The 24,595-nt window shown below is 71.1% G+C and carries 21 protein-coding genes; 13 read left to right on the top strand and 8 right to left on the bottom strand.

Going from position 1 to position 24,595, the window contains the following annotated elements; genetic code table 11:
• Nucleotides 1-267 precede the first annotated feature (267 nt).
• The 7 genes from QIS99_RS27410 to QIS99_RS27380 all read left to right on the top strand — a co-directional run bounded on the left by QIS99_RS27410 (nucleotide 268) and on the right by QIS99_RS27380 (nucleotide 9,200).
• The gene (locus QIS99_RS27410; protein WP_282516365.1) at nucleotides 268-1,242 is read left to right on the top strand and encodes a UbiA family prenyltransferase; all 975 of its coding nucleotides are present in this window, start codon (nucleotides 268-270) and stop codon (nucleotides 1,240-1,242) included.
• Entirely contained in the window at nucleotides 1,239-2,618 is a 1,380-nt protein-coding gene (locus QIS99_RS27405) for a protoporphyrinogen/coproporphyrinogen oxidase (RefSeq protein ID WP_282516364.1), read from the top strand. Before QIS99_RS27410 ends, QIS99_RS27405 begins: the two co-directional genes overlap by 4 nt.
• Nucleotides 2,619-2,629: 11 nt before the next feature.
• A complete protein-coding gene (locus QIS99_RS27400) occupies nucleotides 2,630-4,207 on the top strand; it encodes an AMP-binding protein (protein ID WP_408909650.1) in 1,578 nt (525 codons plus the stop codon).
• Nucleotides 4,208-4,289: 82 nt separating this feature from the next.
• Nucleotides 4,290-5,114, top strand: coding sequence for a class I SAM-dependent methyltransferase (locus QIS99_RS27395; protein WP_282516362.1), 825 nt, complete (start codon nucleotides 4,290-4,292; stop codon nucleotides 5,112-5,114).
• Complete coding sequence (locus QIS99_RS27390) at nucleotides 5,111-6,817, top strand: CoA transferase (protein WP_282516361.1); 1,707 nt, start codon at nucleotides 5,111-5,113, stop codon at nucleotides 6,815-6,817. The genes QIS99_RS27395 and QIS99_RS27390 overlap by 4 nt, the downstream gene beginning before the upstream one ends.
• Entirely contained in the window at nucleotides 6,814-8,448 is a 1,635-nt protein-coding gene (locus tag QIS99_RS27385; protein WP_282516360.1) for a class I adenylate-forming enzyme family protein, read from the top strand. The genes QIS99_RS27390 and QIS99_RS27385 overlap by 4 nt, the downstream gene beginning before the upstream one ends.
• A 152-nt stretch (nucleotides 8,449-8,600) precedes the next feature.
• Entirely contained in the window at nucleotides 8,601-9,200 is a 600-nt protein-coding gene (locus tag QIS99_RS27380; RefSeq protein WP_282516359.1) for a hypothetical protein, read from the top strand.
• Nucleotides 9,201-9,581: 381 nt separating this feature from the next.
• Here QIS99_RS27380 and QIS99_RS27375 read toward each other — a convergent pair whose 3' ends face one another.
• Nucleotides 9,582-10,499 (bottom strand): helix-turn-helix domain-containing protein, encoded by a 918-nt coding sequence (locus tag QIS99_RS27375; protein WP_282516358.1) that lies wholly within the window; start codon nucleotides 10,497-10,499, stop codon nucleotides 9,582-9,584.
• Between the two features lie 177 nt (nucleotides 10,500-10,676).
• Here QIS99_RS27375 and QIS99_RS27370 point away from each other — a divergent pair, with 177 nt between their 5' ends.
• Both QIS99_RS27370 and QIS99_RS27365 read left to right on the top strand, forming a co-directional pair.
• Nucleotides 10,677-12,134: an MFS transporter gene (locus tag QIS99_RS27370; protein WP_282516357.1), complete on the top strand. Its 1,458-nt coding sequence runs from the start codon at nucleotides 10,677-10,679 to the stop codon at nucleotides 12,132-12,134.
• A 136-nt stretch (nucleotides 12,135-12,270) separates the two neighbouring features.
• Nucleotides 12,271-13,131 (top strand): alpha/beta hydrolase, encoded by an 861-nt coding sequence (locus QIS99_RS27365; RefSeq protein WP_282516356.1) that lies wholly within the window; start codon nucleotides 12,271-12,273, stop codon nucleotides 13,129-13,131.
• Between the two features lie 215 nt (nucleotides 13,132-13,346).
• On the opposite strand, the gene QIS99_RS27360 is transcribed toward QIS99_RS27365, so the two are convergent.
• Nucleotides 13,347-14,180: an NmrA/HSCARG family protein gene (locus QIS99_RS27360; RefSeq protein WP_282516355.1), complete on the bottom strand. Its 834-nt coding sequence runs from the start codon at nucleotides 14,178-14,180 to the stop codon at nucleotides 13,347-13,349.
• A gap of 89 nt (nucleotides 14,181-14,269) precedes the next feature.
• Entirely contained in the window at nucleotides 14,270-14,644 is a 375-nt protein-coding gene (locus QIS99_RS27355) for a hypothetical protein (RefSeq protein ID WP_282516354.1), read from the bottom strand.
• A gap of 367 nt (nucleotides 14,645-15,011) precedes the next feature.
• Here QIS99_RS27355 and QIS99_RS27350 point away from each other — a divergent pair, with 367 nt between their 5' ends.
• Nucleotides 15,012-16,493: an MFS transporter gene (locus tag QIS99_RS27350; protein ID WP_282516353.1), complete on the top strand. Its 1,482-nt coding sequence runs from the start codon at nucleotides 15,012-15,014 to the stop codon at nucleotides 16,491-16,493.
• Nucleotides 16,494-16,577: 84 nt separating this feature from the next.
• Here QIS99_RS27350 and QIS99_RS27345 read toward each other — a convergent pair whose 3' ends face one another.
• A complete protein-coding gene (locus QIS99_RS27345) occupies nucleotides 16,578-17,513 on the bottom strand; it encodes an aromatase/cyclase (protein ID WP_282516352.1) in 936 nt (311 codons plus the stop codon).
• A gap of 287 nt (nucleotides 17,514-17,800) precedes the next feature.
• Between QIS99_RS27345 and QIS99_RS27340 the strand changes: the two genes are divergently transcribed.
• Nucleotides 17,801-18,430 (top strand): ScbR family autoregulator-binding transcription factor, encoded by a 630-nt coding sequence (locus QIS99_RS27340; RefSeq protein WP_282516351.1) that lies wholly within the window; start codon nucleotides 17,801-17,803, stop codon nucleotides 18,428-18,430.
• Between the two features lie 353 nt (nucleotides 18,431-18,783).
• Here the strand turns inward: QIS99_RS27340 and QIS99_RS27335 are convergent, their stop codons facing one another.
• The 4 genes from QIS99_RS27335 to QIS99_RS27320 form a co-directional block, all read right to left on the bottom strand.
• The gene (locus QIS99_RS27335) at nucleotides 18,784-18,921 is read right to left on the bottom strand and encodes a hypothetical protein (RefSeq protein WP_282516350.1); all 138 of its coding nucleotides are present in this window, start codon (nucleotides 18,919-18,921) and stop codon (nucleotides 18,784-18,786) included.
• Between the two features lie 188 nt (nucleotides 18,922-19,109).
• Entirely contained in the window at nucleotides 19,110-19,931 is an 822-nt protein-coding gene (locus QIS99_RS27330) for an AfsR/SARP family transcriptional regulator (RefSeq protein WP_282516349.1), read from the bottom strand.
• A gap of 207 nt (nucleotides 19,932-20,138) precedes the next feature.
• Complete coding sequence (locus QIS99_RS27325) at nucleotides 20,139-20,789, bottom strand: HAD family hydrolase (protein ID WP_282516348.1); 651 nt, start codon at nucleotides 20,787-20,789, stop codon at nucleotides 20,139-20,141.
• 122 nt (nucleotides 20,790-20,911) lie between these two features.
• Complete coding sequence (locus QIS99_RS27320) at nucleotides 20,912-21,331, bottom strand: nuclear transport factor 2 family protein (protein ID WP_282516347.1); 420 nt, start codon at nucleotides 21,329-21,331, stop codon at nucleotides 20,912-20,914.
• Between the two features lie 249 nt (nucleotides 21,332-21,580).
• Between QIS99_RS27320 and QIS99_RS27315 the strand changes: the two genes are divergently transcribed.
• Nucleotides 21,581-23,038 carry a multicopper oxidase family protein gene (locus tag QIS99_RS27315; protein ID WP_282516346.1) on the top strand — a complete coding sequence of 486 codons (1,458 nt, stop codon included), beginning with the start codon at nucleotides 21,581-21,583 and terminating at the stop codon, nucleotides 23,036-23,038.
• Between the two features lie 11 nt (nucleotides 23,039-23,049).
• Nucleotides 23,050-24,495: an MDR family MFS transporter gene (locus QIS99_RS27310; RefSeq protein WP_282516345.1), complete on the top strand. Its 1,446-nt coding sequence runs from the start codon at nucleotides 23,050-23,052 to the stop codon at nucleotides 24,493-24,495.
• Nucleotides 24,496-24,595: the final 100 nt, after the last annotated feature.

The raw sequence follows: 24,595 nt of genomic DNA, 5'->3' as shown, positions 1-24,595 counted from the left end.
CGGGTACGGCCGTCCGAGACTGTGACGGGGCCCGGAGCTGCACATTCGGCCATCGAGGGGAACTCTGGGGGCGCACCTGCCCGGTGGCCGCTTCGAGTCGTAGAGTGCCCGGGGTCTGTCATATTCCAGTCGGAATTCGCCGGGGCCAGACCGGCGAACGGCGTTCCCGGCCGATCCGAATCATACGAATAAATGCGCCCCTCATTTTCCGGCGCCCCTTCTCGATGCCTCCGCACGGGAACCACTCAGCAGGAAAGGAACGGGCCGATGACGACCCGCGCCGAGGCCCCGCCCTCAGCACCCCGCGAGCTGGTGGAGAGCAAGCTCCGCAGCTACGCCCGGCTCGGCAAACTCGACGTCTACGACTACTACCCGTCGATCGCCGTGGCCCTCTCGGCGGCACTCGCGCAGGAGGGCCGGGCGGTGTCGGCGGCGCTGCCGGCGGCGGCCCTGTTCCTGCTCGGCTCGGTCTTCGTGATCATGTCGGGCACGGCCTTCGACGACCTGACCGGCTACCGCGACGGCAGCGACACCACCAACTACGGCCCGGACGACCCGCTGCGCGACAAACGCCGCAAGCCGCTGGTCGCCGGGGCCCTGACGGAACGCGAGGCGCTCGGCTTCGCCTGGCTCACCGCGGCCGCCGGCGCCGCCCTGTGGACCGCCGCCGTCGCGAGCGCCCCGCACCGGAGCGTGTGGGCGGTGCTGGTGACGGTCCTGCTGTTCGCGGCGTCGGTGCAGTACTCGTACGGCCTGAAGATCAGTTACCACGGCTTCCAGGAGGCGTTCCTCTGCGGGCTCGGCGTGGGTCTGGTCCTTGCGCCGTACGGGCTCGCCACCGGCAGCTTCTCCGGTTTTGTGCTGGTGCAGGCCGTGCTGTTCGGCTTCGGGCCGCTGATGTGCGGGGTCTGCTCCAACACCAACGACATCCCCGGCGACCGCTCCGTGCGCCGGCCCACCGCGGCCTGTCTGCTCTCCCCGAGGGGCAACGCCGTCTTCGTCGGGGCGCTGGCCGCCGCCGAGTTCCTGCTCGTCGCGGGCGCCTCGGCGACGGGGATCGCGCCCTGGTGGTTCGTCCTGCTGATGCTGCCGGTGACCGCGCTCCGCGTCCGCCAGTACGTGATCGGCTTCCGCGGCGGTGACATCCTGCGCGCCCGCAGACTCGGCTTCCGGGCGCACCGGGTGTGCTTCGCGCTGCTGATCGCCGCCAACCTGATCCTCGCCGTGGAGGTGGCCGGATGAGCCCGGAACTGGACGTGGCCGTGGTCGGCGCCGGCATCGCGGGCCTGACCACCGCGCACGAACTGCGGCGCGCCGGCCTCACGGTGCGCGTCTTCGAGGAACTGCCGTACGTCGGCGGCCGGATGCGCTCCTTCCGGCACGACGGATATGTCGTCGACGAGGGCGCCGAGCAGCTCCCCGAGCGCGGCTACCGCGCCACCTGGGAGCTGCTCGCCCGGCTCGGTGTGACGGACCGTGAGGTGCCGCGGATCGGGAAGGGACTCGGCGTGTGGCGCGACGGCCGCGCCCACCCCGGCCTCTGTGACGCGGCCGCGCTCGTCACCGGCGCCGGGCTGTCCCCGCGGGCCCGCCTCGACCTGGCCCGCTTCCTGGCCTGGACGGCCCGGTACCGCGGCCGGTTCGACATCGACCACCCCGAGCGCACCCCCGTCGGGGCCCGCACCGTCGCCTCCCTGGCGCGTGGCTACCACCGCGAGCTGCACGACTATCTGCTGCAGCCCGTCGTCGGCGGCTCCTTCGGCTGGGACACCGCCCGCTCCGCCGCGGCCCCCCTCATCGGACTGATGCAGACGGCGGGCCCGGTCTCCGGCTGGCGGACCTACCACGACGGCATGGACCTGCCCGCCCGCCGCCTCGCCGAGCACCTCGACGTCACCACCGGCACCCCGGTGCACGAAGTCGTCGACGACGGACGGGAAGTGCGGCTGCGCACACCCGCGGGCTCCGTCACCGCACGGGCCGCGGTCCTGGCCGTACCGGCGCCCGTGGCGGCCCGGCTGCACCCCGGGGCGCCGCAGGACGAGCGGGACTTCCTCACCGCCAGCACCTTCACCCCCAACCTCAAGGTCAGCTGCCTCCTCGACCGGCCGCTCGCCCCGCCGTCCCCGCGGCCGCTGTACGCGCTGTTCACCCCGGACCCCGAGGAGGACCTGCTCGCCGGCATCATGATCGACCACGCCAGACACCCCGGCCGGGCCCCCGCGGGGGCGGGCCTGCTGACCCTCGTGGCCGACCCGCGCCGCATCCCCGAACTGCGCGGCGCCGACCCGCAGGAGACCGCCCGCCGGCTCATCCGGGCCGCCGCCCGCTACGTGCCCGGCCTGCCCGGCGCGGTCCGCGACCACTTCGTGCACTCGTTCACCCATGCCTTGCCCGAGGCCACTCCCCCGGCGCTCGCCCACCGGCCGCGCTTCGCGGCCCGCCCCGCGCGCCGGGTGGAGTACGCGGGCGACTGGCTGACCCTGTGCCCCGCCAGTGAGGCCGCCGTACGCTCCGGCGCCCTGGCCGCCGCCCGTGTCCTCAGCCGGGTCCACCCCTCCCCCACGGCCGCCGCCACCCGCGCGGCAGCCCCCGCACCGAGGAGCGAGAAGCCGTGAAACCGCATGACATGGGCGTCCTGTTCGACGAGTGCGCCGACCGCGGCCACGCCACCGCCGTCCATCTCGACCGCCCCTTCGACATCGCCCCCGACGGCGGCACCCACTGGACCGTCCCCCAACTCGCCGCTCTCGTACGGGAGTCGGCGGGACACCTGGCCGCCGCCGGAGTGCGCGCCGGCGACCGGGTGGCCATCGTCAAGGAGAACCACTGGGACTACGACCTGCTCGCCTGCGCCGCCGTACGCCTCGGGGCCGTGCCCGCCCAGCTCTCCGCGCACCTGTCCGGCGACGCCCTCGCCACGCTCCTCGCCCGCGTCGCCCCGAAGCTCCTCGTCACCTCGGCGAACGTCCTCGAACGCGCCCGGCGCGCCGACGCCGACCTGACCGCCCCTTCGGCCGCCACCCTCGTCGTGGACGCGGACGGCGTCCCCGGCACCCTCGGCCCCGCCGACGTACGCGGCCACCGCCCGCCCGCCCCGGTGCGCCGCAGCGACGACGCGCCCCTCGTCATCAACCACACCTCCGGCACCACCGGCGTCCCCAAACTCGTCGCGCACTCCACCCGCACCATCATCGGCAAACTGGCCCGCTCCGAATGCGTCCGCTACCCGAAGATCGGGGTGCGCCGCACCGACACCCTGCTCAACGCCAACTCCTTCGCCCACGGCCGGACGTTCTGCTGGACCGCGAGCGTCCTGTGCCTGGCGCCCGCCCGCGTCGTCGTCCTCACCACCCAGGACCCGCTCCGCGCCGACCCCCTGCTGCGCGCCCACCCGCCGACCTTCGTGGAGGCCCTGCCCAGCGCGTACGTCCGCCTCCGGCCGCTGACCGAGCGGCTCGACAACGCCTTCCGCAACGTACGCGTCTTCGGCAGCACCTACGACGCCGTGCACCCGCCCGTCATCCGCGCCTACCTCGTGGCCAGCCGGCACCGCAGCCCGCTGTGGATGCAGGGCTGGGGCCAGACCGAGACCGGGCCGCTGACGTTCCGCTTCCACACCCGCACCTCCGACGGCGGCCTCGGCGGGCCCGGGGTGCGCAACCTGGGCCGTCCCGTGCCGGTCAGGACCCGGCTGCGGGTGGTCGATCCGCAGACCTTCCGGCCGGTGCCGCGCGGACGGCCGGGGCTCGTCCTGGCGAGGACCGGGGCCCGCGCCCTCACCTATCCTGGCGAGGAGGCCCGCTGGGCCGCCAAGCAGCTCGGCGACTGGTGGAACACCGGCGACATCGCCGTACACCGCCGCGACGGCAGCGTCGAACTGCTCGACCGGGAGGTCGACCACAGCTCCGAGCTGAGCTGCCTCAGCACCGAGGACCTCCTGGAGGAGCGGCTGCCGCAGGCGCTTGAGTGCATCGTCCTCACCGGCGCCGAAGGGCCGCCGCTGCCCGTCCTCGTCACCGCCGACGGCCGCCTCGACGCCGAGCAGTGGCGGGCGGCCGTGCGCGGACTGCCCCCGCTGGCCGACCCGGTGGCGCTGACGTGGGACGACGTGCCGCGCACCGGCACGGGCAAGGTGCGCCGCAGCGCGCTCCTGCAGCAGCTCACCGGCGTCGAAGGCACCGGCGGCACCGGCCGCTGGACCTGACCGCGCCGCCTCGTACCCCCGCGCCCGCCCCGCGCCCCCCTGCGCCCGCCCCGCGCCCGCCCGAGGAAGGAACCACCCCCGCATGCCTCCCCGCCTGGCCGAAGAACCCGGCTACGTCTTCGACAACGACAGCGTGCACAGCCGTGAACAGCACCGCTGCCTCTCCGACGCCTACGACACGGCCACCTGCGCCCGGCTCGCGGAGACCGGCGTCACCCGCGGCTGGCGCTGCCTGGAGGTCGGCGCCGGCAGCGGCAGCGTCGCCCGCTGGCTCGCCGACCGCGTCGCTCCCGACGGCGAGGTCGTCGCCACCGACGTCAAACCACACCACATCCCGAAGCGGCCCTGCCTCACCGTGCTGCGCCACGACATCGTCGAAGACCCGCTGCCCGAGGCCGAGTTCGACCTGATCAGCACCCGCCTCGTGCTCCAGCACCTGCCGGAGCGGCGCGCCGTCCTCGACAAGCTCGTCCGCGCCCTGAAGCCTGGCGGCCGGCTGCAGATCGAGGAGTTCGACACCTCGTACGAGTCGCCGCTGCTCACCCCGGACGCGGAGTCCGCCCGCCTCTACCGGGCCTTCCTCGACGCCAAGTGCGCGGTGCTGCGCACCGGCGGCGGCGATCCCGAGTGGGGGCGGCAGGTGCCGGCCGCGATGCGGGCCGCCGGTCTGGTCGACATCGACCCCAGGCCCCGGATCGACCTGCGCGCCGCAGGCTCCCCCGCCCTGCGCCTGCAGCTCCACCACACCCACCACCTTCAGGAGGGGCTGCTCGCCGCCGGCCTGACCCGGGAGCAGCTGCACCGGGTGCGCGCCCTGATGGAGGACCCGTCGTTCAGCGCCGTCTCCAGCGTCCTGTACTCGGTGCAGGGCAGGCGCCCGCTCACCGGGGAGGCCGGGGCCCGATGACGACGGCCGCTCCGCCCGCCTCGGTGACCGGTCCGCCGGTGGCCGCCGAGGTTGCCGCCCGCCTCGTCGGCCTGCTCGCCGACCCCGGCGCCGGCGAGGTCAGCTGCGCCGTCGACTGGGCGGGGCCGCTGCGGCTGCCGCTCGCCGAGGAGCGGGACGTGCAGGCGGCCTGCGGCCTCATGCACGTCCACGGCCTGGCCGCCGGCCGCCCCGCCCCCCTCGCCGTCGACTTCGCCTCCACCACCGCCGGGATCCTCGCCGCCCAGGGTGCGACCGCCGCCCTCGTCGCCCGGTCCCGGGGCGGCGCCACCCGGGCCGTACGCACCTCGGTGGGCCAGGCCGCGCTGTTCGCCCTCGGCCAGTACCTGGCCGCCGCGACCGCGGACACACCCGCGTACGAAGACCAACTCATCGCGGGCAGGCCGGAGTTCGTGTCCGCCGACGGGGTGCGCATCGAGATCGAGGCGCTCTACGCCGAGCAGTGGCTCCGTTTCTGGCAGTACCTGAACGCGCCCCGCGCGGCCGTCCGGCACGGCTGGCGGCCCTTCCAGACGCGCTTCGGGACCGCCGTGTGCGCCCTCGACCCCGCGCTCGCGGCGGCCGTGCGCGCCGTCCCGCTCAGCGTGCTCCGCGAGGCCGCCGACCACGCGGGCGCCGCCCTCCTCCCGGTACGCGAGGACCCCTCCGCGCCGGAGCAGGTGGGGCCCTGGACGCTCACCCCGCTGCCCGGCCCCGCCCGCACGGCCCCCGGCGGCGCCCCGCTCCCCCAACTCCCTCTCTCCGGACTGCGCGTGGTGGAGTCGACGCGGCGGGTGCAGGGTCCGCTCGCCGGGCGGGTGCTGCAGCTCCTCGGCGCGCGGGTGCTGCGGATCGAACCGCCCGACGGCGACCCGATGCGCGGCATCCCGCCCATGGCCGGGGGCTGTTCGGCCCGCTTCAGCGCCCTCAACGCCGGCAAGGACGTCACCGAGATCGACTTCACCACGGCGGCGGGCCGCGACGCGGTACGCGAACTCGCCCGCGACGCCGACGTGTTCCTGCACAACTGGGCGCCCGGCAAGGCCGCCCGGCTCGGCCTGGACGCCGAGGACCTGCACCGCGTACAGCCCGGTCTGGTGTACGTGTGGGCGTCCGGCTGGGGCGACGCGCTCGGGCCCCGGCCGCCGCTCGGCACCGACTACCTGGTCCAGGCCCACAGCGGTCTGGCCGCCGCGCTCCGGCCCGAGGACGAGCCGCCGCGCACGTCCCTGCTGACCGTCACCGACGTCCTCGGCGGCCTGCTCAGCGCCCAGGCCGTACTGGCCGCGCTGCTCACCCGGCTCCGCACCGGCCACGGCCAACGCGCCGTTTCCTCGCTCCACTCGGCCTCCGCACTCGTACCCCGCCCCTCGCGGCGTGCCCGATGGGGGCCGCTTGAACGGCCGTTGGCCACCCTCGACGGCTATCTGTGGCTCGCCCCCGAGGCCCGCGAGCGCCCTGAGATCGCCGCCCGCGCGCTCGGCACCGCCGCCGACCCGGCCGCGCTCGCCGCCGCGGCGGCCTGCCGCTCCAGCGCCGAGCTCCAGTCGCTGCTCGCGAGCGCCGGTACGACGGCGACCCCCGTGTGCACCGACCTCGCCGCCCTCTCCCGCGACCCGCGCTTCGCCCCCGCCCTCGGCCCCGGCGCCCACACCTTCGTCCACCCGCCCTGGGAGTTCGCGTGACCCACCCCTGGACCTCCGCCAACGGCATCGTCCTTAGCGACCTGGTGCCGGCCGCGCTCCGCCGCGCCTGGGTCGCCGAGGGGCTGTGCCCCGACCGCGACCTCTACCGCCTCTTCTCCGAGCACGTACGGGACCACCCCACCCGCACAGCCGTCGTCGACCCGGACGGCAGCCTCGACTACGCCCAACTCGACGCCCGGGTACGGCACATCGCCGCCCGGCTCGCCGAACACGGCTTCGGGCAACGGGACATCATCGCCGTACGCGTGCCCAACGGGCGCCGGGCGGTGGCCGCGGAGCTGGCGGTTGCCGCGATCGGCGCCGTCGCCCTGCCCTACCCGCCGGGGCACGGCAGCCGCGGCCCGGTCAGCCTCCTCACCCGCTCCCGGGCGAGCGCGATCATCGTGGAACGGGACTCCGACGCCACCTCCGCCCTGCCCGCGGACGCCCGACTCCCCTACCTACGGGCCGTGTTCAGCTGGGGCGAGCCGACCCACCCCGCGGGCGTCGACCTGCGGTCCCCGGCCCGGCGGCCGTTCACGCCGCGGCCCGTCGACGCCGAGGCACCCGCCCGCATCCTGGTGACCTCCGGCTCCGAGTCCGAGCCCAAGATGATCGCCTACTCGCACAACGCGATGGGCGGCGGCCGCGCCAACTACGTACGCGCCCTGTCCCGCGGCGCCCCCGGACCCGTACGCAACCTGCTCCTCGCGCCGCTCGCCTCCTCCTACGGCTCGCTCGGCACCTCCGTGACGGTGGCCGCGCTCGGCGGCACGCTGATCGTCCAGGACGGCTACGACCCGCAAGCGGCCCTGCGCACGCTCACCGTCCACCGGCCCACCCACGTCTTCGGCGTGCCGACGATGCTGCGGCGGCTCGCCGAACTGCCCCCGCCGCCGGACGAGGACCTGTCCGCGCTGCGGGCCGTGGTCTCCAGCTGCGACGCACTGCCGCCCACCACCGCCGACGTCTGCGCCCGCCGTTTCGGCTGCCCCGTGATCACCATTTACGGCTCCTCCGACGGCGTCAACTGCCACACCGCCGCCACCGGCACCACACCGGACGCCGGAACGGGCCTGCCCGACCCGGCCGTTGCCGACATCCGCATCACCGAGGCGACCGGCGAGATCTGCGCACGCGGCCCCATGACCCCGCTCTGCTACGTGGCGGCCCCCGAGCTCGACGCCCGCTACCGCACCCCGGACGGCTGGGTCCGCACCGGCGACCGCGGCCGGCTCGACGCCCGCGGCCGGCTGCACGTACTGGGACGGCTCAAGCAGATCGTGGTGCGCGGCGGCTACAACATCAGCCCCGCCGAAGTGGAGCAGGCGCTCGCCGGGCACCCCTCGGTCGCCGAGGTCGCCTGTGTCGGCGTACCCGACGAGGACCTGGGCGAGCGGCTGTGCGCCTGCGTCCGGGAGGTGCCGGGCACCGCGGCCCTCAGCCTGGCCGAGCTCACCGGATTCCTGGAGGGCGAGTGCCGTCTGGAGCGCCGGAAACTGCCGGAACTGCTGCTGCGCGTCGGGCAGATGCCGTTGGGTCCCACCGGAAAGATCTGCCGCCCCACATTGGCCCGCCGTGCTCTGCCGATCGGGTGGGGTTCCGTGGGCCACTCGGAGGGTCGGCGGTGAGGGGTGTGAGATCCCGCGGTCCGCCATGCACAGATAGAGGAGAACGACCGTTTGGAACTCGCTGAAGCGTGCGACTCGCCGGCTCCCGGCGAGAAGCGCGCCGCAGCGTGACACACAGTCACCCCCCACCCAGTTCAAGGAGACAGATCTACGTGAACATCCGGTTCGCCACTGCAGTCGCCGCCGCTGCCGGCGCGGTCCTCCTCACCGTCGCCCCCGCCGCCACGGCCGCAGCCCCCGCAGGTCCCGCGGCTGCTGCCTCGACGGCACAGGCGGCGGTCCCGCTGCAGGCCGAGTTCCCGGTGGCCGTCACCGGTGTGGAGATGAACCTCAACGGCCAGACCCACACCCTCAACCTCACCGGCAAGGCATCTCTCACCATCGAAGCGCCCACGTTCGGCGACCTGGAGACGAAGGTCGCCGGCACCCTCACCGTCACCGCCGAGGACCCCGACCTGGGCAAGATCGTGGTGGAGAGCAAGGGCGTCGGCACGGCGTCCTTCAACAGCCTCCTGCAGCCCTTCCCCGCCAAGCTGGAACTGTCGGCCACCGGCAACGTGACCATCCAGAAGGACGGCATGGACCCGGTGACGCTCAGCACCAAGGCCGCGGTCCAGCTCGGCGGCGAAATCAACCAGTTCCCGCCGCGCGGCGACCTGCTCGACCTGCAGAGCCCGGCCGAGCTGGTCGACGCGAACGGCGAGACTGTCGGCACCGTGACGGAGTTCCCGCTCACCGCTCTCCCGAGCTGATCCACACCGGCTGACGACCACGCCTGACAGCGGCCCCGGGGTGCACCCCGGGGCCGCTGCCGCAGTTCCCGAGGCCGCCGCCCCCTCGCACGCAGATCCGAGAACGCGGACGAACCGACATGAGCAAGTCCGCCAAGTGGTCCCTCGTGGCTGTATCGCTCATGGGAAGCCGGGCCCGAACCAGCCGTACCCTGTCCGCCAAGGGCGAGCGCATCCGTGCGTAATCCTCAGGTGGCCGCATCGGGCAGCAACGGTCCCGGGAGACGGCGGCGTCAAAGACCGTCGTGCGACTTGGGCAGGTACCTGCCGCTCGGCGGTTCGACGGCTGACGATTTACCGAAGCGGCCAAGGCGGTAACGGCCCGTCAGCACAGGCCGGCTGTCATCGGCTCTCGGGCGGCATCGTGGTGAAGGGCAGAGCGCTGCCCGCGTTCGCCTCCCCCTGCGTAGTCTCCGCTGACGTGCCGGCGAGGAGGCGGAGGGCTGCTTCGGACGCCGTGCCCGGTTCGGCGCTGTAGGCGAGCATGCGGTGGCCGGTCTCCGCCAACTGCATGGTTTCGAAGGCAAGCTCCAAGGGGCCCACCAGCGGGTGCAGCAGGTGCTTCGTTCCGGACACGCAGTTGCGCACCGGATGGCGCGACCACATGGTGGCGAACTCGGGGCTCTGCATGGCGAGTTGACCGATGAGTTCGGCAAGGGGCCGGTCGTCGGGGTGCCGTCCCGCGACCAGGCGCAGGGCCGCGAGGGCTGTCTGCGCTTCCTCCTTCCAGTCCGCGTAGAGCTCTCTGGTCCGCTCGTCCAGGAACAGCATGCGGGTGAGGTTGGGGCGCTTCGACGGGGACTCGGCAGCGGCCGCGTCCAGATGGCCGGCGAGCAGCGCGTGTCCCAACGGGTTCCATGCCAGGACATCGTTGCGCCGGTCGAGAACCACGGCGGGCACGTCGGTCATGGCCTCGATGAGCTGTCGCACACCAGGGCCGGCTTGCTCCGTGGGCAATGCGCGGCGGCCACGTCCTGGCCGGGCGGGGCGTGCCAGGTCCCGCAGGTGGGAGCACTCGTCCTCAGTGAGGCGCAAGGCCCTGGCGACCGCGTCGAGTACGGCGTCCGAGGCATTGGTGCTCTGTCCCTGCTCCAGGCGGGTGTAGTGGGTCACGCTGACTCCCGCGAGCAGCGCCAGTTCCTCACGCCGCAGACCGGGAACGCGTCTGCGTGACCCATAGGACTGCAGGCCGACGTCTTCCGGCCTGAGCGCGGCCCTGCGGTTCCGCAGGAAGTCCCCCAGTTCCGACTGTGCGTTCATGTCTTCGAGTGTCCATGATCCTCGGCTGAGGGGAAGGGCTGAGGGTACTCCTGTCATGACCAGTCTCGCCGGGAATGGTGACGGGTTGCGTAGTCAGATCTGAGGTCTGGGTAGACCTCTGGACCGACGGCAGGCTTCCACTCCGTAGTCGCTCTACGGGAAGAAGGGGAGTTTGTGATGTCGGTGGTTGATGAGGTGTCTGTCGGGAGTGGTGCTGGGGGTGGGGGTGTTGCTCCGTCGCGGATGACGGGGCGGATGCGTCTGGTTCTGGTGGTGTTGCTGGTTGCGCAGTTCATGCTTGCGGTGGATTTCTCCATCCTGAATGTGGCGTTGCCGGTGATGGGTGAGGGTCTGGGATTCTCGCTGGCGAATCTGCAGTGGATCGCGACGTCGTTTGCGTTGTGCGCGGCGGGGTTCACGTTGCTGTTCGGGCGGATCGCGGATCTGTTCGGGCGGCGGCGGCTGTTCCTGCTGGGGCTGGCGGTCCTGGGTGTTTCGTCTCTGGTGGGTGGTCTGGCCACTTCGCCGGAGATGCTGCTGATCGCCCGGGTCGCGCAGGGGCTGGCGACCGCGGCGGTCACTCCGGCCGGTCTGTCCCTGCTGACCACGTCGTTTCCCGAGGGCCCGCTGCGTGACAAGGCGCTGGGCCTGAACGGTGCGCTGATGTCGGCGGGTTTCACCACCGGCGCGATCCTCGGTGGTGTGCTGACCGATCTGCTGTCGTGGCGGTGGTCGTTCTTCATCAACGTGCCGGTCGCGCTGGCGGTCCTGCTCATCGCTCCCGCGGTGATCAAGGAGTCGCGTCCCGAGTCCCGTCCGAAGCTGGACATGCCCGGCGCGATCGCCGCGACGGTCGGCCTGCTCGCCCTGGTCTTCGGCCTGACCCAGGCCGGTGAACACGGCTGGGGCTCGCCCACCGCACTGCTGTCCCTGGCCGTCGGCGTCCTCCTTCTCATCGCCTTCTACGCGATCGAGAAGCGGGCCGCTTCCCCGCTGGTCCCGGTCACCATCCTCAAGCGCCGCACCGTGGCCTGGGGCAACATCGCCGGCGCCATCGCCTTCATCACCGAGACCTCCCTGGTCTTCCTGATGACGCTCTACCTCCAGCAGGTCCTGGGCTACTCCGCGCTCGCGGCCGGCCTGTCCTTCGCCGTCCTGGGCATCGGCACCGTCATCGGCGGCTCCCTCGCCGCCAAGGTCATCGGGAAACTCGGCACCAAGTCCACCCTCGTCCTCGGCGGCCTCCTCCAGGCCGTCGCCACCTTCGCCCTCTACTTCCTGGGCGACGAACGCTCCTTCATCTGGCTCCTGCTCGCCGCGACCTTCGCCGGCGGCATCGGCAACATGCTCGTCATCGTCGGCTTCATGGTCACCGCCACCTCCGGCCTGCCCGACCACGAACAAGGCATGGCCACCGGCCTGGCCACCATGACCCAGCAGATCGGCATCACCATGGGCACACCCATCATGAGCGCCATCGCCACCGGACACATGGCCGGACGCACCGGACCCACCGCCGTCCTCGACGGCGTCTCCCTCGCCGTCCTCATCAACACCGCCATCGTCCTCATCGGCGTCGCCACCACCGCCCTCTTCCTCCACAACAAACAACACACCAACAGACCGAGCCGATAGGGCGCCCGCTCGTTTGCCGCGGTGGGACCGACTGGCCGGGCTCAGGAGTTGGACCCGGCAGGAGACGTCCGTGACCGCGTCTGCGCCGCGACGGCCGGAATCGGCTGAGCAGAGACGAAAGGAGAGGAAAACGATCATGTCGAAGAGTGAGGCGCCTCGGGCCCGTGCCGTCGAGTGGCAGCCGGGGCACATTCGAGGAGCCACCCATGACGTCCCCGTCCGGGTCTTCCGTCCCTCCGCCGGCCACAGCGGCTGGCTGGTGTGGGCGCACGGCGGAAGCTGGCACGGTGGCTCCGTGGCCGGATGGCACCGGCCGTGCGCCGATCTGAGCCGGCTGTCCGGGTGCGCCGTCGTCAGCGTGGAGTACCGGCTGGCGCCGGACGATCCGCATCCCGCCGCCCTCAACGACGTCCTCACCGCTCTGGACTGGGCGCAGCGCAAGTCCGAACAGGAAGGTCTGCCCGCGGCAAGCGTGGGCGGAGACAGTGCGGGCGGCACGGTGGCGGCTTGCGCCGCGGTGGTCCGACGCGACCAAGGGCGCCCGCTCACCGCTCAGGTGCTGGCCTATCCGCCGTTCGACCCGTCGTGCCGCGCCCCGTCCTACACCCGGTACGAGGGCAACTTCCCGACCCGGGAGGGCCTTGCCGGGGCGTGGCGGTCCTACCGTTCGGGCGCCTCGAAGGGGAGCGCACTGCCCAGCACTCCGTTCGAGGTGGACGACCTCAGCGGGCTCGCACCCGCCATCCTCGGCGTCGGCGAGTTCGATGCCGTCGCGGACGACGTACGGCAGTACGCGGACAGGCTGCGGGAGGCCGGGAACGACCTTGAGTTCCAGGAGTTTCCGCAGATGGCGCACGGCGCATTTCTGCAGCCTTCCGCCCCGGGACGGAGCCGCGCCGGGGGACCGTCCGCCTTGCGGCCATGGCTGGGAGCTGCTCTGCGCCGCCGCTATCCCTCAGCGGCGGCAGCCCCCGGCCTTGCTGAATCAACCGGCTGAACATCCCGTACGAAGGAGAGAAGGACCATGAGCACCACCACTGCGACCGATCCTGCACCGCACGTGTCAGCCCTGCTACGGCACTTCGGTGATCTGCGCGACGGAACCCACGGTGACACCGCGGTCTCGCGACAGGAGAAGGAGCGGCTCTTCCACCAGGCCGTCACGCTCCTCGATCCGCCGGTCTCCCACGGGCGCCTCCGTGTGGCCCAGGGTCAGGAAGCGGACTTCAGGCGACGGGACAGGAACTGCTCCAGCGTCAGCAGGCCCGGGTGCTGTCGGCGCAGCGCCGGGATGTCCGCCTGATACCCCTCCTCGGCGAACCACTCGAACATGCGGTCCTCGATGGGCTGCGGCTCGAGGCGGGTCGGTGTATTGGTGAGACGCTCGTAGACGGCGGCGATCTCGACGAACGTAATCTCGTCGCCTGCGAGTTCGATCTGCTTGCCGATGAACTTCTCCGGGTCGTCGAAGGCGTCGGCGGCGAAGTGGCCGATGTCGTCGGAGGCGATCAGCTGGATCGGCTTGTCCGGCTTGACCGGCAGCTCCATCAGCCGCTCGCCCTGGGCGTCGGCGTAACCGAGCAGGTTGTTCATGAAGAACACCGGGCGCAGGATCGTGGCCGGGATGCCGAGCTCGAGGACGTGCTGTTCGATCTCGGCCTTGGTCTCGAAATGGTCGATGCCGGTGCTGCGCTCGGCTCCGCCCACGGAGCTGTACACCAGGTGCGTGACGCCGCTCTCCTTGGCCGCGTCGGCGACGGCCTTGCCCTGGCGCACCTCGCCCGCGAGCGTCTCCGGCTCGAACGCCAGCGCCTGCACGCTGAAGACGCCGTACACACCGGTCATGGCCCGGCGCAGCGACTCGGTGTCGTTCAAGTCGCCCTGTAAGAGCACGGCGCCCTGCTCCTTGAGTGCCTGTGCCTCGGGCTTGTCAGGGTTGCGCACCAGAGCGTGCACGTTCCATCCGCGCGAGAGCAGTTCCCTGGCAGTCGCGCCTCCCTGATTCCCAGTGGCACCGAGGACAAGGACGATCTTGTTTTCGCTCAACGTCGTACTCCTTGATTGCTTTTGACAAGAGTCTTGAACCTCATGTGGGGTTGAGGTCAAGGATTCAAACTCGACTGGGGCGGCCCAGGTCACTTTTCGGTCAGGCTCGCCAGGCGCGGCACGATCTGCTCGGGGCCCGGTTCCGCGGCCAGTGCGCGCGCACCGTCCCGGACGGATGCGCGCAGCCCCTCGTCGTGCAGCAGGGTCTTGAGCAGCGCCGCGTCCACGTCGCCCGGTTCGCGGTTCAGGCCAAGCCCGCACCGCTCGACCATGGCTGCGTTGATCCAATTGTCGTCCGCACTCCGGTGGGCCCGCAGCGCCTCTGCTCCCGTGGAAACGCTCTCCGCCCGGTGGCCATGACGACACAGGCCTTGCACCAGGGACTCGGCGGCCCGCGGCTCATCCTCGACGACGAGTACGCGCAGGGACGCCCGGCTTGGCTGCCACGTGACGAGGTCCGGCAAGGGCCTGCGGGGCAGCGTCGTCAGGGGAGTTCCCCGGTGGAGTCGGTCTCTCTGCACATCCAGTAGATCCGTGGGATTGCCGTTTCATCAGCTGCTCCCGCATGTCGCCGCGTCGGAGTGGGCACTGGCGGGCTCGATTTCAGAAACCGTCCTGCCGGTTTGTCAAAGGTTTGATTTGATAGGTCGACTGGCCACATCTCAGTACAGAAATGGACAACGGACGCTTGAGCCTCACACCTGGCGGCGCTGATTCGTCGGAGAAGTGAGAAGCGCGCTCCGCGACGGCATCCAAGTACCCCACGAGTTGGCTGCGGTTGAGTCGGAGCCGGCCGCAGGACCGCCCGTCCGAACTCTGGAGGAGCCAGCCATGACCGACACTCAGGCCTCGAAAGACTCACCGGCGGGGCACGGCACGGCCCTCGCCGGTGTCGCCGCCCCGTTCGCCGCACTGCTCATCGCCGTCCTCTCTTTCTCGTTGATGCAGACGATGCTCGTGCCTGCGCTCCCCGACCTGCAGCGAGCCTTCAAGACCAGCACGACCGGCGTGTCCTGGGTGCTCAGCTCATTCCTGATCACGGCCTCCGTGGCCACCGTCCTGCTCGGCCGGGTCGGTGACATGTTCGGCAAACGCCGCGTCCTGATCGCCTGCCTCAGCGTGTTCGCCGTCGGTACCGTGCTCTGTGCGGTCTCGGACTCCCTGGGCGTGCTGATCGCCGCCCGCTCCGTGCAGGGCGTCGGTGCCGCCGCCTTCCCGCTCGCCTTCGGGATCGCACGCGAGCAGTTCCCACGCGAGCGGGTGCCCGTAGCGATCGGCCTGATCAGCTCGACATTCGGCATCGGCTTCGGTATAGGACTCATCCTGCCCGGCCCGATCGTGGACGCGCTGGGCTGGCGCTGGGTCTTCTGGCTCGGCCTTGCCGTGATCGTGCTCGGCGTCCTTGCGGTCGCCGCGTTCGTCAAAGAGTCCGCTCACCGCTCGCCCGGCCGGGTCGACTGGGTCGGAGGGGTTCTTCTGAGCGCCGCCGTCGTCGCCCTGCTGCTCCCCATCAGCCAGGGAAAGTCCTGGGGCTGGAACTCTCCGGGCGTCATAGGACTGTTCGCCGCCGCCGTGGTGCTCGGCGCGGCGTTCGTGGCCGTCGAGCGGCGGGTGAGGGAGCCGCTGATCGACATGGAGCTGCTGCGCCGCCCCGCCGTCACGACCTCTCATCTGGCCGCGCTCATCATCGGTTTCGGCATGTACGGCGCGCTGACGCTGGTACCGCTGCTCGCCCAGACGCCGCCGGAGGCAGGCTTCGGGTTCGGCTCCTCGGTCACCGAGTCCGGGCTCTTCATGCTGCCCATGGCCGTGACCATGCTCATCGCCAGTCCGCTGACCGGCCGGATCGGCGCAGCCATCGGCTTCAAGCTGCCGCTGGTGTTCTCTTGCCTGATCGGAGCGCTGGGCTTCACGATCTACGCGGGCGGACACAACAGCGAGTGGGCGCTGTACGCCGGTTCCGGCGTGCTCGGCATCGGTGTGGGCGTCGCCTATGCCTCCCTGGCCAACCTCGTGGTGGCCGCCGTAGACCCGCGCCAGGTCGGCGAGGCCACCGGCATCAACACCATCATGCGGACCATCGGCAGTTCCCTCGGCGCGCAGGTCGCCGCTTCGGTCGTGGCCTCGGCGACCGTTCCGGGCACCGCGATCCCGGCCGAGTCCGGTTACACGACGACGTTCGTCATGTCGGCGGTCGCCCTCGGTGCCGCCACGCTCGCGGCGCTCGCAGGACCCCGGTCCCCGCGCCGGACCGCCGCAGCAGGCACCGGTGCCGCGGCGTCGCCGGAGCCGAGCGGTTCACCCGTCCGCTGACCACTCCCCCACACGCAGACAGCGGCCCCGAACAGCATGTCGCTTGCTGTTCGGGGCCGTCCGACCCGCTCGCCGGGTCCGCGTTCAGCGCCTGCCCTCGGCGTAGGCCTTGGCGTGCGCCAGGGTGACCCGGCTGTTGGTGCTCAGCGCGTCGTGCAGGTACTTCCTGGCATCGGCCACAGTCGTCTGCGGCCCCAGGGCTTCGGCGATGCCGTCGGCGTTGAGGACCACCATGTGCCGTGCCGAGGCCAACACCCCGTCACCGTCCTCCTCGAACTCCCACTGACCGGTGTGCAGGGTCAGGAGCTCGGGCAGCCTGACCGCCTTGTATGCGATCTTGTGGTTCGGGAAACACACGCGGTACGCCTTGGTGGTGTGCACGCGGCCGTCCGCGACGCTGATGTCCATCTCCAGCGTCTGCAGACCTGCCGAGTCCTCTACGAGGCGGACGGCGGCGACGTGCGGAAGCCGCTCGCCCCACAACTGAGCCTCGTTGATGAAGTCGTAGGCGTCCTTGGCGGAGCCGTTGACGCGCACGGTGTCCTCGACGACCAACGTCAGGTCACGGTCGGCGTGCGCCTGCTCCAGGTTGCTCTTGAGGGACGCGAGCTGCGAGCGGGCGTTCTCGTCGACCGCCTGGTCGATCCACGTCAGCGACTCGGGGTCGTCGTCGACAGCCCGGTAGTCGAACAGCAGCCGGACGCGGCAGCGGTCCTCCTCGACGGGCTCGATCACGTAGGTGCCGGTCATGGCCTCGATGGGCGCAGGGGACACGTCCTGCTCAAAGCTGATGCGCAGCGCCTGCTCGTCGAGCGTGCGGCGCGTGGACCAGGTCACGGCCTCACCGTTGGCGGTCGCCCAGACGCGGATGCGCTCTTCGTTGTCCGTGCGCTCCGTCTGCTCCACAAAGATGGTGGGCGGGAAGATCTGAGGCAGGCTCTCCACGTCGGCCAGGAGCCGGTAAGCGCGGGCGGCCGGGGCGGCGACAGTGATCTCGTGCTCAACCTCACGGGTCGTCATGTCTGGCTGTCTCCTTGAGGATCTGTGCTGCGATCAAGACGGCGGTCGTGAGGACGGCGGGCTGCCCCTCGTTGGACACTGCTCAGCTACGCGCCTCAGGACGAGATACAGGGAAGAAGTTACAAACCGACGCCGCCGTTTGTCAAAGGTCCACGCTCCCCGATGGTGGCGCCGCGGAACCATTCCGGCCGGCGAGGCGCGCGATCAGTTCCCGTCAAGCCTGGCAATGAAACCGACCTTGCGGTTTACTTTGGCCTCTTCGTTCCCGTCACCCATCAGGAAGTCACATGACCAAGCAGGAACGAGCCGTCCGCACCCGGTACCAGCTGATCGCCGCTGCAGCCGACGTCTTCAACCGGAACGGCTTCGTGCGCACCAACCTGGCGGCGGTCAGCCGACGGGCGAACGTCAGTACCGGCGCTCTCTACTTCCACTTCGAGCGCAAGGAGGAGCTCGCTGCGGCGGTGGTGAATCAGGCCGTGGGGTCCATCCGGTCAGCGGTCCAGCGCGTCCATCACAGCCCCGCGTGCGCTCTGCAGCGGCTGGTCGACGCCACACATGCGATCGCCGCGCTCCTGCGGACCGACAGCGTGGTCAAGGCGGGTGTGCTGCTCAACCAGGAGGGCTACGGGCCCCGCCCCGATCTGCGTCTGGAGTGGCACACCCACATCCAGCGGCTGCTCGCGGAGGCGGAACGGGAGGACATGCTCGCCCCGGACGTGTCACAGCAGAGCGCCGCCAGCGCGATCACGGCGTCCACCGTGGGATTCGAGGTGCTCGGGCGCGACGACCTCCAGTGGCTGTCCCGGCACGCCCTCACCTCTTTCTGGGGGTTCCATCTGCCTGCTCTCGCCGCCGGCCCGGCCCTGGGGCGGCTGGACGCGGCGGGCACAGACATAGGATCGGCACATCGGTAGCGCACTCGGGCCGGTGGGTTGAACCCTCCGGCCCCAGCTGCACTCCATCCAGCCCCGCGCGGCCGCGGCCGGACGCCAGGGGAGGTGGGAGCACGCCTGACGAGGCGACCGAACCGCCCAAGACCGCGTCGCAGGAAGCATCTCCCCCGGTGACGTCCTCAAGGGGCCCCGAACGTTGCAGGCTCGCGACTGTCCGAGCGTCCGGAAGGTACCCACACCGCCGCACACGCGAATCACCCAAGTACGTCCAGTACAAGGGCGATACGGTGGTACGCGGGCGATCCGGGCGTGTGCCGATGCAGCGCCCGCAAGCCTCCGGCTCCTCCCCCAGCTGCCGGATCGGGGAGACGCCCCTAGTCGATGCTGCGTACGATGTTCGGCTCCTCGGGCGCGACGTCGGTGTCGTCGTCGACGCCGGCCAGCAGAAGCGGCGGAACCCAGGGCGGAACATGGCTCAACGCCCTGGCGTCCTCTTGCGGAAGATCGTCCACCGGATTCTCCCTTCGCCGAGACCAGTCTCATGGTCCTCGGAAGCTTTCCCGTACGATGCGCGAGCCGGTTGGACCATTGCTCGAAGCTCCCTGGAATTGCGCCTGGGCGACGGCCGAAGCAGAAATGGCGGGCGATAACTCGGGGGCGACGTGCGCAGAATGCCTTCAGGGCGACCGGCCCTGCGGAATCAGGCCGCGTAAAGGTCGAAGGTGGAGGTGCGCCGGGGTCCTGCGACGATATCCAGTTTGGGGTCGACAGCCAGCATGGCCTGATGCAGGCGCCGCACCTGCGGCGAGGGCTCAACGCCCAGTTCCTCTATCAGGCGCGTCCGCAGCCTGCGGTAGACGTCCAGGGCCGCGGCCTGCCGGCCTGAGCGGTACAGGGCGACCATGGCCTGCGAGTGCAGTCCCTCGTGCTGCGGGTAACGAGCCGTCAACTCGACCAGCTCGGAGATGAGTTCGGAGTGCCGGCCGAGCCGCAGATCGGCGTCGATGCGCCGCTCGATGGTGCCCAGACGGCTCTCCTCCAGGCGCAGCACCTCGATCTCGAGGACCGGCCCGACCCGTACGTCGACGAGCGCGGGTCCGCGCCACAGGTCGAGGGCCCGCCGGAAGCAGACCGACGACACCTCGTCGTCGCAGTCCTCAAAGGCCCCGCGCCCCTCGGCGACCAGCCGTTCGTACTGGTAGACATCGACGGACTCGGGCGGGATCTGCAGCAGATATCCGCCGTGCCGGGTCACGAGCACGTCCTTGGCGGCGCCGGGAACATCCGGGCCCATGGCGGTGCCGAGTCGCCGGCGCAGCTGGAGGATATAGGTCTGCAGGGTGGTACGGGCACTCTGCGGGGGCTCGGTCCCCCACAGCTCTTCCATCAGCGTATGGACGGGCACGATCCGCCCCGGGCGGAGCGCGAGCAGGGAGAGGATCTGCCGCGGCTTGGCCGCGTTCGGTACGATCGCTCCCCCGTTGACTTCGGCGCTCAATGATCCCAGCACCTGAATCTCCACGGATACCCCCAAGCACAACGCGGATTCATCCTCGGCGGCTCTTCGCCGCAGCGAGCACAGTAGCGAAAATCGCGCACGCTCCCGGATTTCTCCAGTCGCGCTCAAGGGGTTTTCCATGCCGTCTGGGCCGAGAATACCGACGCGGCGGGGGCCGAACTCGCGGAAAAGAAGGGAATCCGATACTCCGACCTCTTTGCGCGGCGGGGATCAGCCCCAGATTCTGCCCGCGGCAGCCTCGGCGTCGACGGTCCGCAGCAAAGTCTCGTCGATCTCCCACAGCGTGCCGACGATGTGCCGGACCCCGGCCGTCTCCATCAGCTGCCGTTGGTAGCCGTGCCCGGACTCGCCGGGGTGCCCGATGAAGGCGGTTCCCCGTTCCCTCGCCGTGCCCGCCACGCGCGCCACGTCGTCGATGAAGAGAACCTGGTCGTGGCGGAGCCCGAACAGCTCGGTGATCTCCCGGATGCCGGGGCGGAAGTCGTTGGTGCAGACGTATCCGGGCGCATCGAAGCAGTGGGCGAACTCACCCAGATGACGGGCGAAGTGCGACCGGTCGAGCCCTCCATAGCAGACCGTTCGCACCTGCAGCGCACGCAGCGTCGCAAGGAGCTCGGCGGCGCCGTCGAGCATATGCACCGGATGCTCCTGTACGTACTCCTCGCGCAGGGCGAAGTATTCCTTCAGAAGCTGCTCGGCATCGCCGCCCAGTTCGTCTGCTGCCCACCGGGCGGCGACGTGCTGTGGCTGCGACAGCAGTTCACGCTCGAAGCGGGCGCTGTAGGCGCGCCCGCGTGACTCGACGAGGCGGCGCATGACCGGGCTGAAACTGTCGTTGAGCAGGACGCCGTCTATGTTCACCGCGACCAGGCTCAAGTGTGAGAGCTGACGAAGCAAGGTGTCTCCCAGGTGGGTCGGTGAGCAGGCCGTCGCCGACACTACTGCTGTCCGGTCCCCGGCTGCGGCTTCGGTGCAAAAGCCGGTCAGCGGTCCGTCCCGGCCGGCACGCCGTCGACATCGATCCGACGGTCTCTGACCAGGAGTTCGCGCTCGGACCCGCGCACCAGAGTGTCCGCGCAGACACAGACCTGGTGCACCCGCGACTCACCGCTCGCGCTGGTCGCGTACACGATCGTCTGCGCGTGCACGCGCAGGATCCCGCCGGGGCGCTCCTCGATCTCGAACATGCCGGTCATGTGGCGGCGTTGCTCCCCGGCCGCGGCGATCGCCGCAACCGCCGCGCGGGCACCCGCGGTCAGCTCGGCGCGTCCGCGCATCGGCGCCGGGCGGGTGGAGATCCGGCAGACCGCGTCCTCGGTGAAGGTGTCCGCCCACCCCTCGGCGTCCCCCTCGTCCAGGCGCCGCATCTGGCGAGCGTAGAACCCGGCCACCTCCGCGTACATGAGTCTCCATTCCGTGGCTGGACAAGCGCACTGCAGCTGCGGGCGGTTGGGCACGGCCCCGCCGGCGGTGCTCACAGGGTCCGCCGCTCCGACCGCGCCCGGCTCGAACGGCTGTCGAGCGCGCCCCGCGTGACCGGCGTCTGCGTCGCTGCGGGGACGCGGCGCGGGCCGGGCGCGAGCGAAGCCCGAGTTCCGCGTGCTCCTCTGCTCTCCCACAGATCACCCCCAACACCAGCCGGAGGATCGACCATGGCCACCCGTCGCCGAGTCCTGGGCGCAGGACTATCCGTCGCGGGCGTCGGGCTCACCGGTGTCTCGCTCCTGCCCGCCCTGAACGCGAGGGGGGCCAGCGCGGCGCCCGCGCCCGGCGGGGCCGCCGACGCGGCGGTGCCGCTGTTCGCCGTGGAGATGCCCCTCGTACCGGTCCTCGCACCAGTGTCCACCGCCGACGGCGTGGACACGTACGAGATGACGATGCGCACTCAGGCGAAGGAGATCCTGCCCGGCGTCCGGACCGAACTGCGCACCTTCAATGGCCAGTTCCCCGGCCCGACCATCAAGGCCCGCCGGAACCGGCCCGTCGTCATCCGGCAGCGCAACGAACTGGACGTGGACGTCTCCGTGCACCTGCACGGCGCCTCAGTGCCGCCGGCCGACGACGGCGGCCCGATGGATGTGATCGCTCCCGGTGCGGAGCGCCAGTACACGTACCCCAACAAGCAGCCGCACGCCCCGCTCTGGTATCACGACCACGCCCACCACCTGGAGGCCGAGAACGTCTACCGCGGCCTGCACGGCAGCTATCTGCTCACCGACGACGAGGAAGAGGCGCTGCCGCTGCCCACGGACGAGTACGACGTCCTGATCGCGATTCGCGACGCGCACTTCGACACCGCGACCGGCGCGCTCCAGTACCAGATGGGCGACCGGGCCCGCACCACCCTGCTCGTGAACGGGGCGCCGTACCCGTACTTCAAGGTCGCCGCCCGCTCCTACCGGCTGCGCCTGGCGAACCACTCCAACCAGCGCTTCCTCGAGCTGCGTCTGGAGGACGACAGCGACATGACCCAGATCGCCTCCGACGGCGGGCTGCTCCCACGGCCGCACACCACCAAGGCGGTCTATCTGACGTCCGGTGAACGGGCCGATGTGGTCGTCGACTTCTCCCGCTATCCCGTCGGCACCAGGCTTGTCCTGAAGAACACCGGCTTCGGGGCGGTGGAGGACGTCAGCCAGGTGATGCGCTTCGACGTGGCGCGTACCGCCCAGGACAACAGCTCGGTGCCGGATGTCCTGCGCAAGCTGCCGCCGCTGCCCCAGCCCACCGCCGAGCGCACCGTCGTCCTCAGCATGGACGAGGACGGCCGCCCGGACCCGAAGGCTTACATCGACGGGAAGCTGTACGACCACGCGCGCGTCGACGCGCACATACGCTCCGGCGCCAGCGAGATCTGGACCGTCACCAACGCCAACACGAAGGTGCCGCACAACTTCCATATGCACTTGGTGCAGTTCCGGGTCCTGGAGCGGCAGGGCGCCGCACCGAGGCCCGAGGAGGAGGGGCTGAAGGACACGGTGCGGCTGATGCCCGGCGAGACGGTCAAGCTGCAGGCCACCTTCGACGCCTACCGCGGCGAGTACGTCTACCACTGCCACATGCTCGACCACTCGGCGATGGGCATGATGGCGACGATGAAGATCGGCTGAGTACGGCGGCGATGGCGGCGGCCCCTCGGCATGCAGCCGGCGCGCCGCGGACCCCGGCGGGCCGCGTACGCCTGTTGCTGGCACCGCTGCTGCTCGTGATGCTCCTGTCCCAGCTCGACAACATGATCGTGGGGACCGCCATGCCCACGGTCGTCGGGGAGCTCGGCGGCCGGGAGCACATGGCGTGGGTGGTCACGGCCTACACCCTGGCCACGGCGGCAACCACGCCAGTCTGGGGCAAGCTCGGCGACATGTACGACCGCAAGGGCGTCTTCATGACCGCGGTCGCGATCTTCCTGGCCGGGTCGGCGCTGTGCGGGGCGGCCCAGGACATGGTCCAGCTGATCGCCTTCCGCAGTGTGCAGGGCCTGGGGGCAGGCGGCCTGATATCCGGCGTCGTCGCGATCATAGGTGAGCTGGTTCCGCCCCGCGGCCAGGGTCGCTACCAGGGTCTGGTGGCCGGGGTGATGGGCACCGCCATGATCGCCGGCCCGCTGGTCGGCGGTGCCGTCACCGAACACCTCGGCTGGCGCTGGGCGTTCTATGTCAACCTGCCGCTCGGCGCCCTCGCCCTTGCTCTGGTCGGCACCCTGCTGCACCTGCCCGCGCGGCGCTCCGCAGCGCGGGCCGACTACCTGGGCGCGGTACTGCTCACGGCCGGCGTCACCGCAGCCGTCCTGGTCACCTCCTGGGGCGGCACCGAGTACGCCTGGGGCTCCGCCACCGTCCTCGGCCTCGCCGCCGCCGGAGCGGTCTGCCTGGCCGCCTTCGCTCTGCGGCAGACCCGCGCCGCCGAGCCGCTCGTGCCGCCGCGCCTCTTCCGTGACCGCAACTACCCGCTAATGGCGCTGATCGGCTTCCTCACCGGATTCGTCCTGTTCGGCGCCGCTCTCTTCCTGCCCTTCTACCAGCAGGCTGTGCAGGGTGCGTCGGCCACGGCCTCCGGGTTGCTGCTGCTGCCGATGCCCCTCGCGATGACCGCCGTCGGTGTGGTCGCCGGGCGGGTGATCACCGCCACCGGGCACTACAAGGTCTTCCTCGTGACCGGCGGTGCGCTCCTCCTCGTCGGCATGTCGATGCTCTCCCGGATGGGCACCGGCACCTCCCGGCTCGAGGCGGCCCTGTGCGTCACCGTGCTCGGCGCGGGGCTCGGCTGTCTGCTCCAGACCGTGATGCTGGTTTCGCAGAACAGCGCCGAGCAGCGGGACATCGGCGTCGCCTCCGCCGGAGTCACCCTCTTTCGCATGCTGGGCAGTTCGGTCGGCGTCGCCGTCATGGGCGGTCTGTTCAACGACCGCGTCCGGGAGGTGACAGCCGCGCACCTGCCAAGCCGTGCGGCACACCGGCTGGCCACGGCCGAGGGACTGCAGGCAGCTTTCCCCGCCGGCGCGGCGGCAGGCGCGGTAATGCTCGTCGCGGGTCTGCTCGTCAAAGAGGTCGCGCTGCGCCGCTCGTAGCCCGAAGGTCCGGATCGTGAACGGATACATTCCACTGATCGCGTGTAAGATACCCTCAAGGCGGTTTGATATTTCCCGTTCGCCATTTACTGGACGGGCC

It is taken from the genome of Streptomyces solicavernae (assembly GCF_029968095.1).
GTDB classification, from domain to species: Bacteria; Actinomycetota; Actinomycetes; order Streptomycetales; family Streptomycetaceae; genus Streptomyces; species Streptomyces solicavernae.
Note: the sequence above shows the minus strand (reverse complement) of the source record. Positions and strands in the feature narration are given on the sequence as shown.

Bases quoted from the DNA above. Each gene is read 5' to 3' on its own strand.
- QIS99_RS27345 (WP_282516352.1), bottom strand. From the start codon at position 17,513: ATGACGACCCGTGAGGTTGAGCACGAGATCACTGTCGCCGCCCCGGCC.
- QIS99_RS27350 (WP_282516353.1), top strand. From the start codon at position 15,012: ATGACCGACACTCAGGCCTCGAAAGACTCACCGGCGGGGCACGGCACG.
- QIS99_RS27340 (WP_282516351.1), top strand. From the start codon at position 17,801: ATGACCAAGCAGGAACGAGCCGTCCGCACCCGGTACCAGCTGATCGCC.
- QIS99_RS27365 (WP_282516356.1), top strand. From the start codon at position 12,271: ATGTCGAAGAGTGAGGCGCCTCGGGCCCGTGCCGTCGAGTGGCAGCCG.
- QIS99_RS27315 (WP_282516346.1), top strand. From the start codon at position 21,581: ATGGCCACCCGTCGCCGAGTCCTGGGCGCAGGACTATCCGTCGCGGGC.
- QIS99_RS27320 (WP_282516347.1), bottom strand. From the start codon at position 21,331: ATGTACGCGGAGGTGGCCGGGTTCTACGCTCGCCAGATGCGGCGCCTG.
- QIS99_RS27405 (WP_282516364.1), top strand. From the start codon at position 1,239: ATGAGCCCGGAACTGGACGTGGCCGTGGTCGGCGCCGGCATCGCGGGC.
- QIS99_RS27390 (WP_282516361.1), top strand. From the start codon at position 5,111: ATGACGACGGCCGCTCCGCCCGCCTCGGTGACCGGTCCGCCGGTGGCC.
- QIS99_RS27410 (WP_282516365.1), top strand. From the start codon at position 268: ATGACGACCCGCGCCGAGGCCCCGCCCTCAGCACCCCGCGAGCTGGTG.
- QIS99_RS27310 (WP_282516345.1), top strand. From the start codon at position 23,050: ATGGCGGCGGCCCCTCGGCATGCAGCCGGCGCGCCGCGGACCCCGGCG.
- QIS99_RS27375 (WP_282516358.1), bottom strand. From the start codon at position 10,499: ATGAACGCACAGTCGGAACTGGGGGACTTCCTGCGGAACCGCAGGGCC.
- QIS99_RS27400 (WP_408909650.1), top strand. From the start codon at position 2,630: ATGGGCGTCCTGTTCGACGAGTGCGCCGACCGCGGCCACGCCACCGCC.
- QIS99_RS27395 (WP_282516362.1), top strand. From the start codon at position 4,290: ATGCCTCCCCGCCTGGCCGAAGAACCCGGCTACGTCTTCGACAACGAC.
- QIS99_RS27370 (WP_282516357.1), top strand. From the start codon at position 10,677: ATGTCGGTGGTTGATGAGGTGTCTGTCGGGAGTGGTGCTGGGGGTGGG.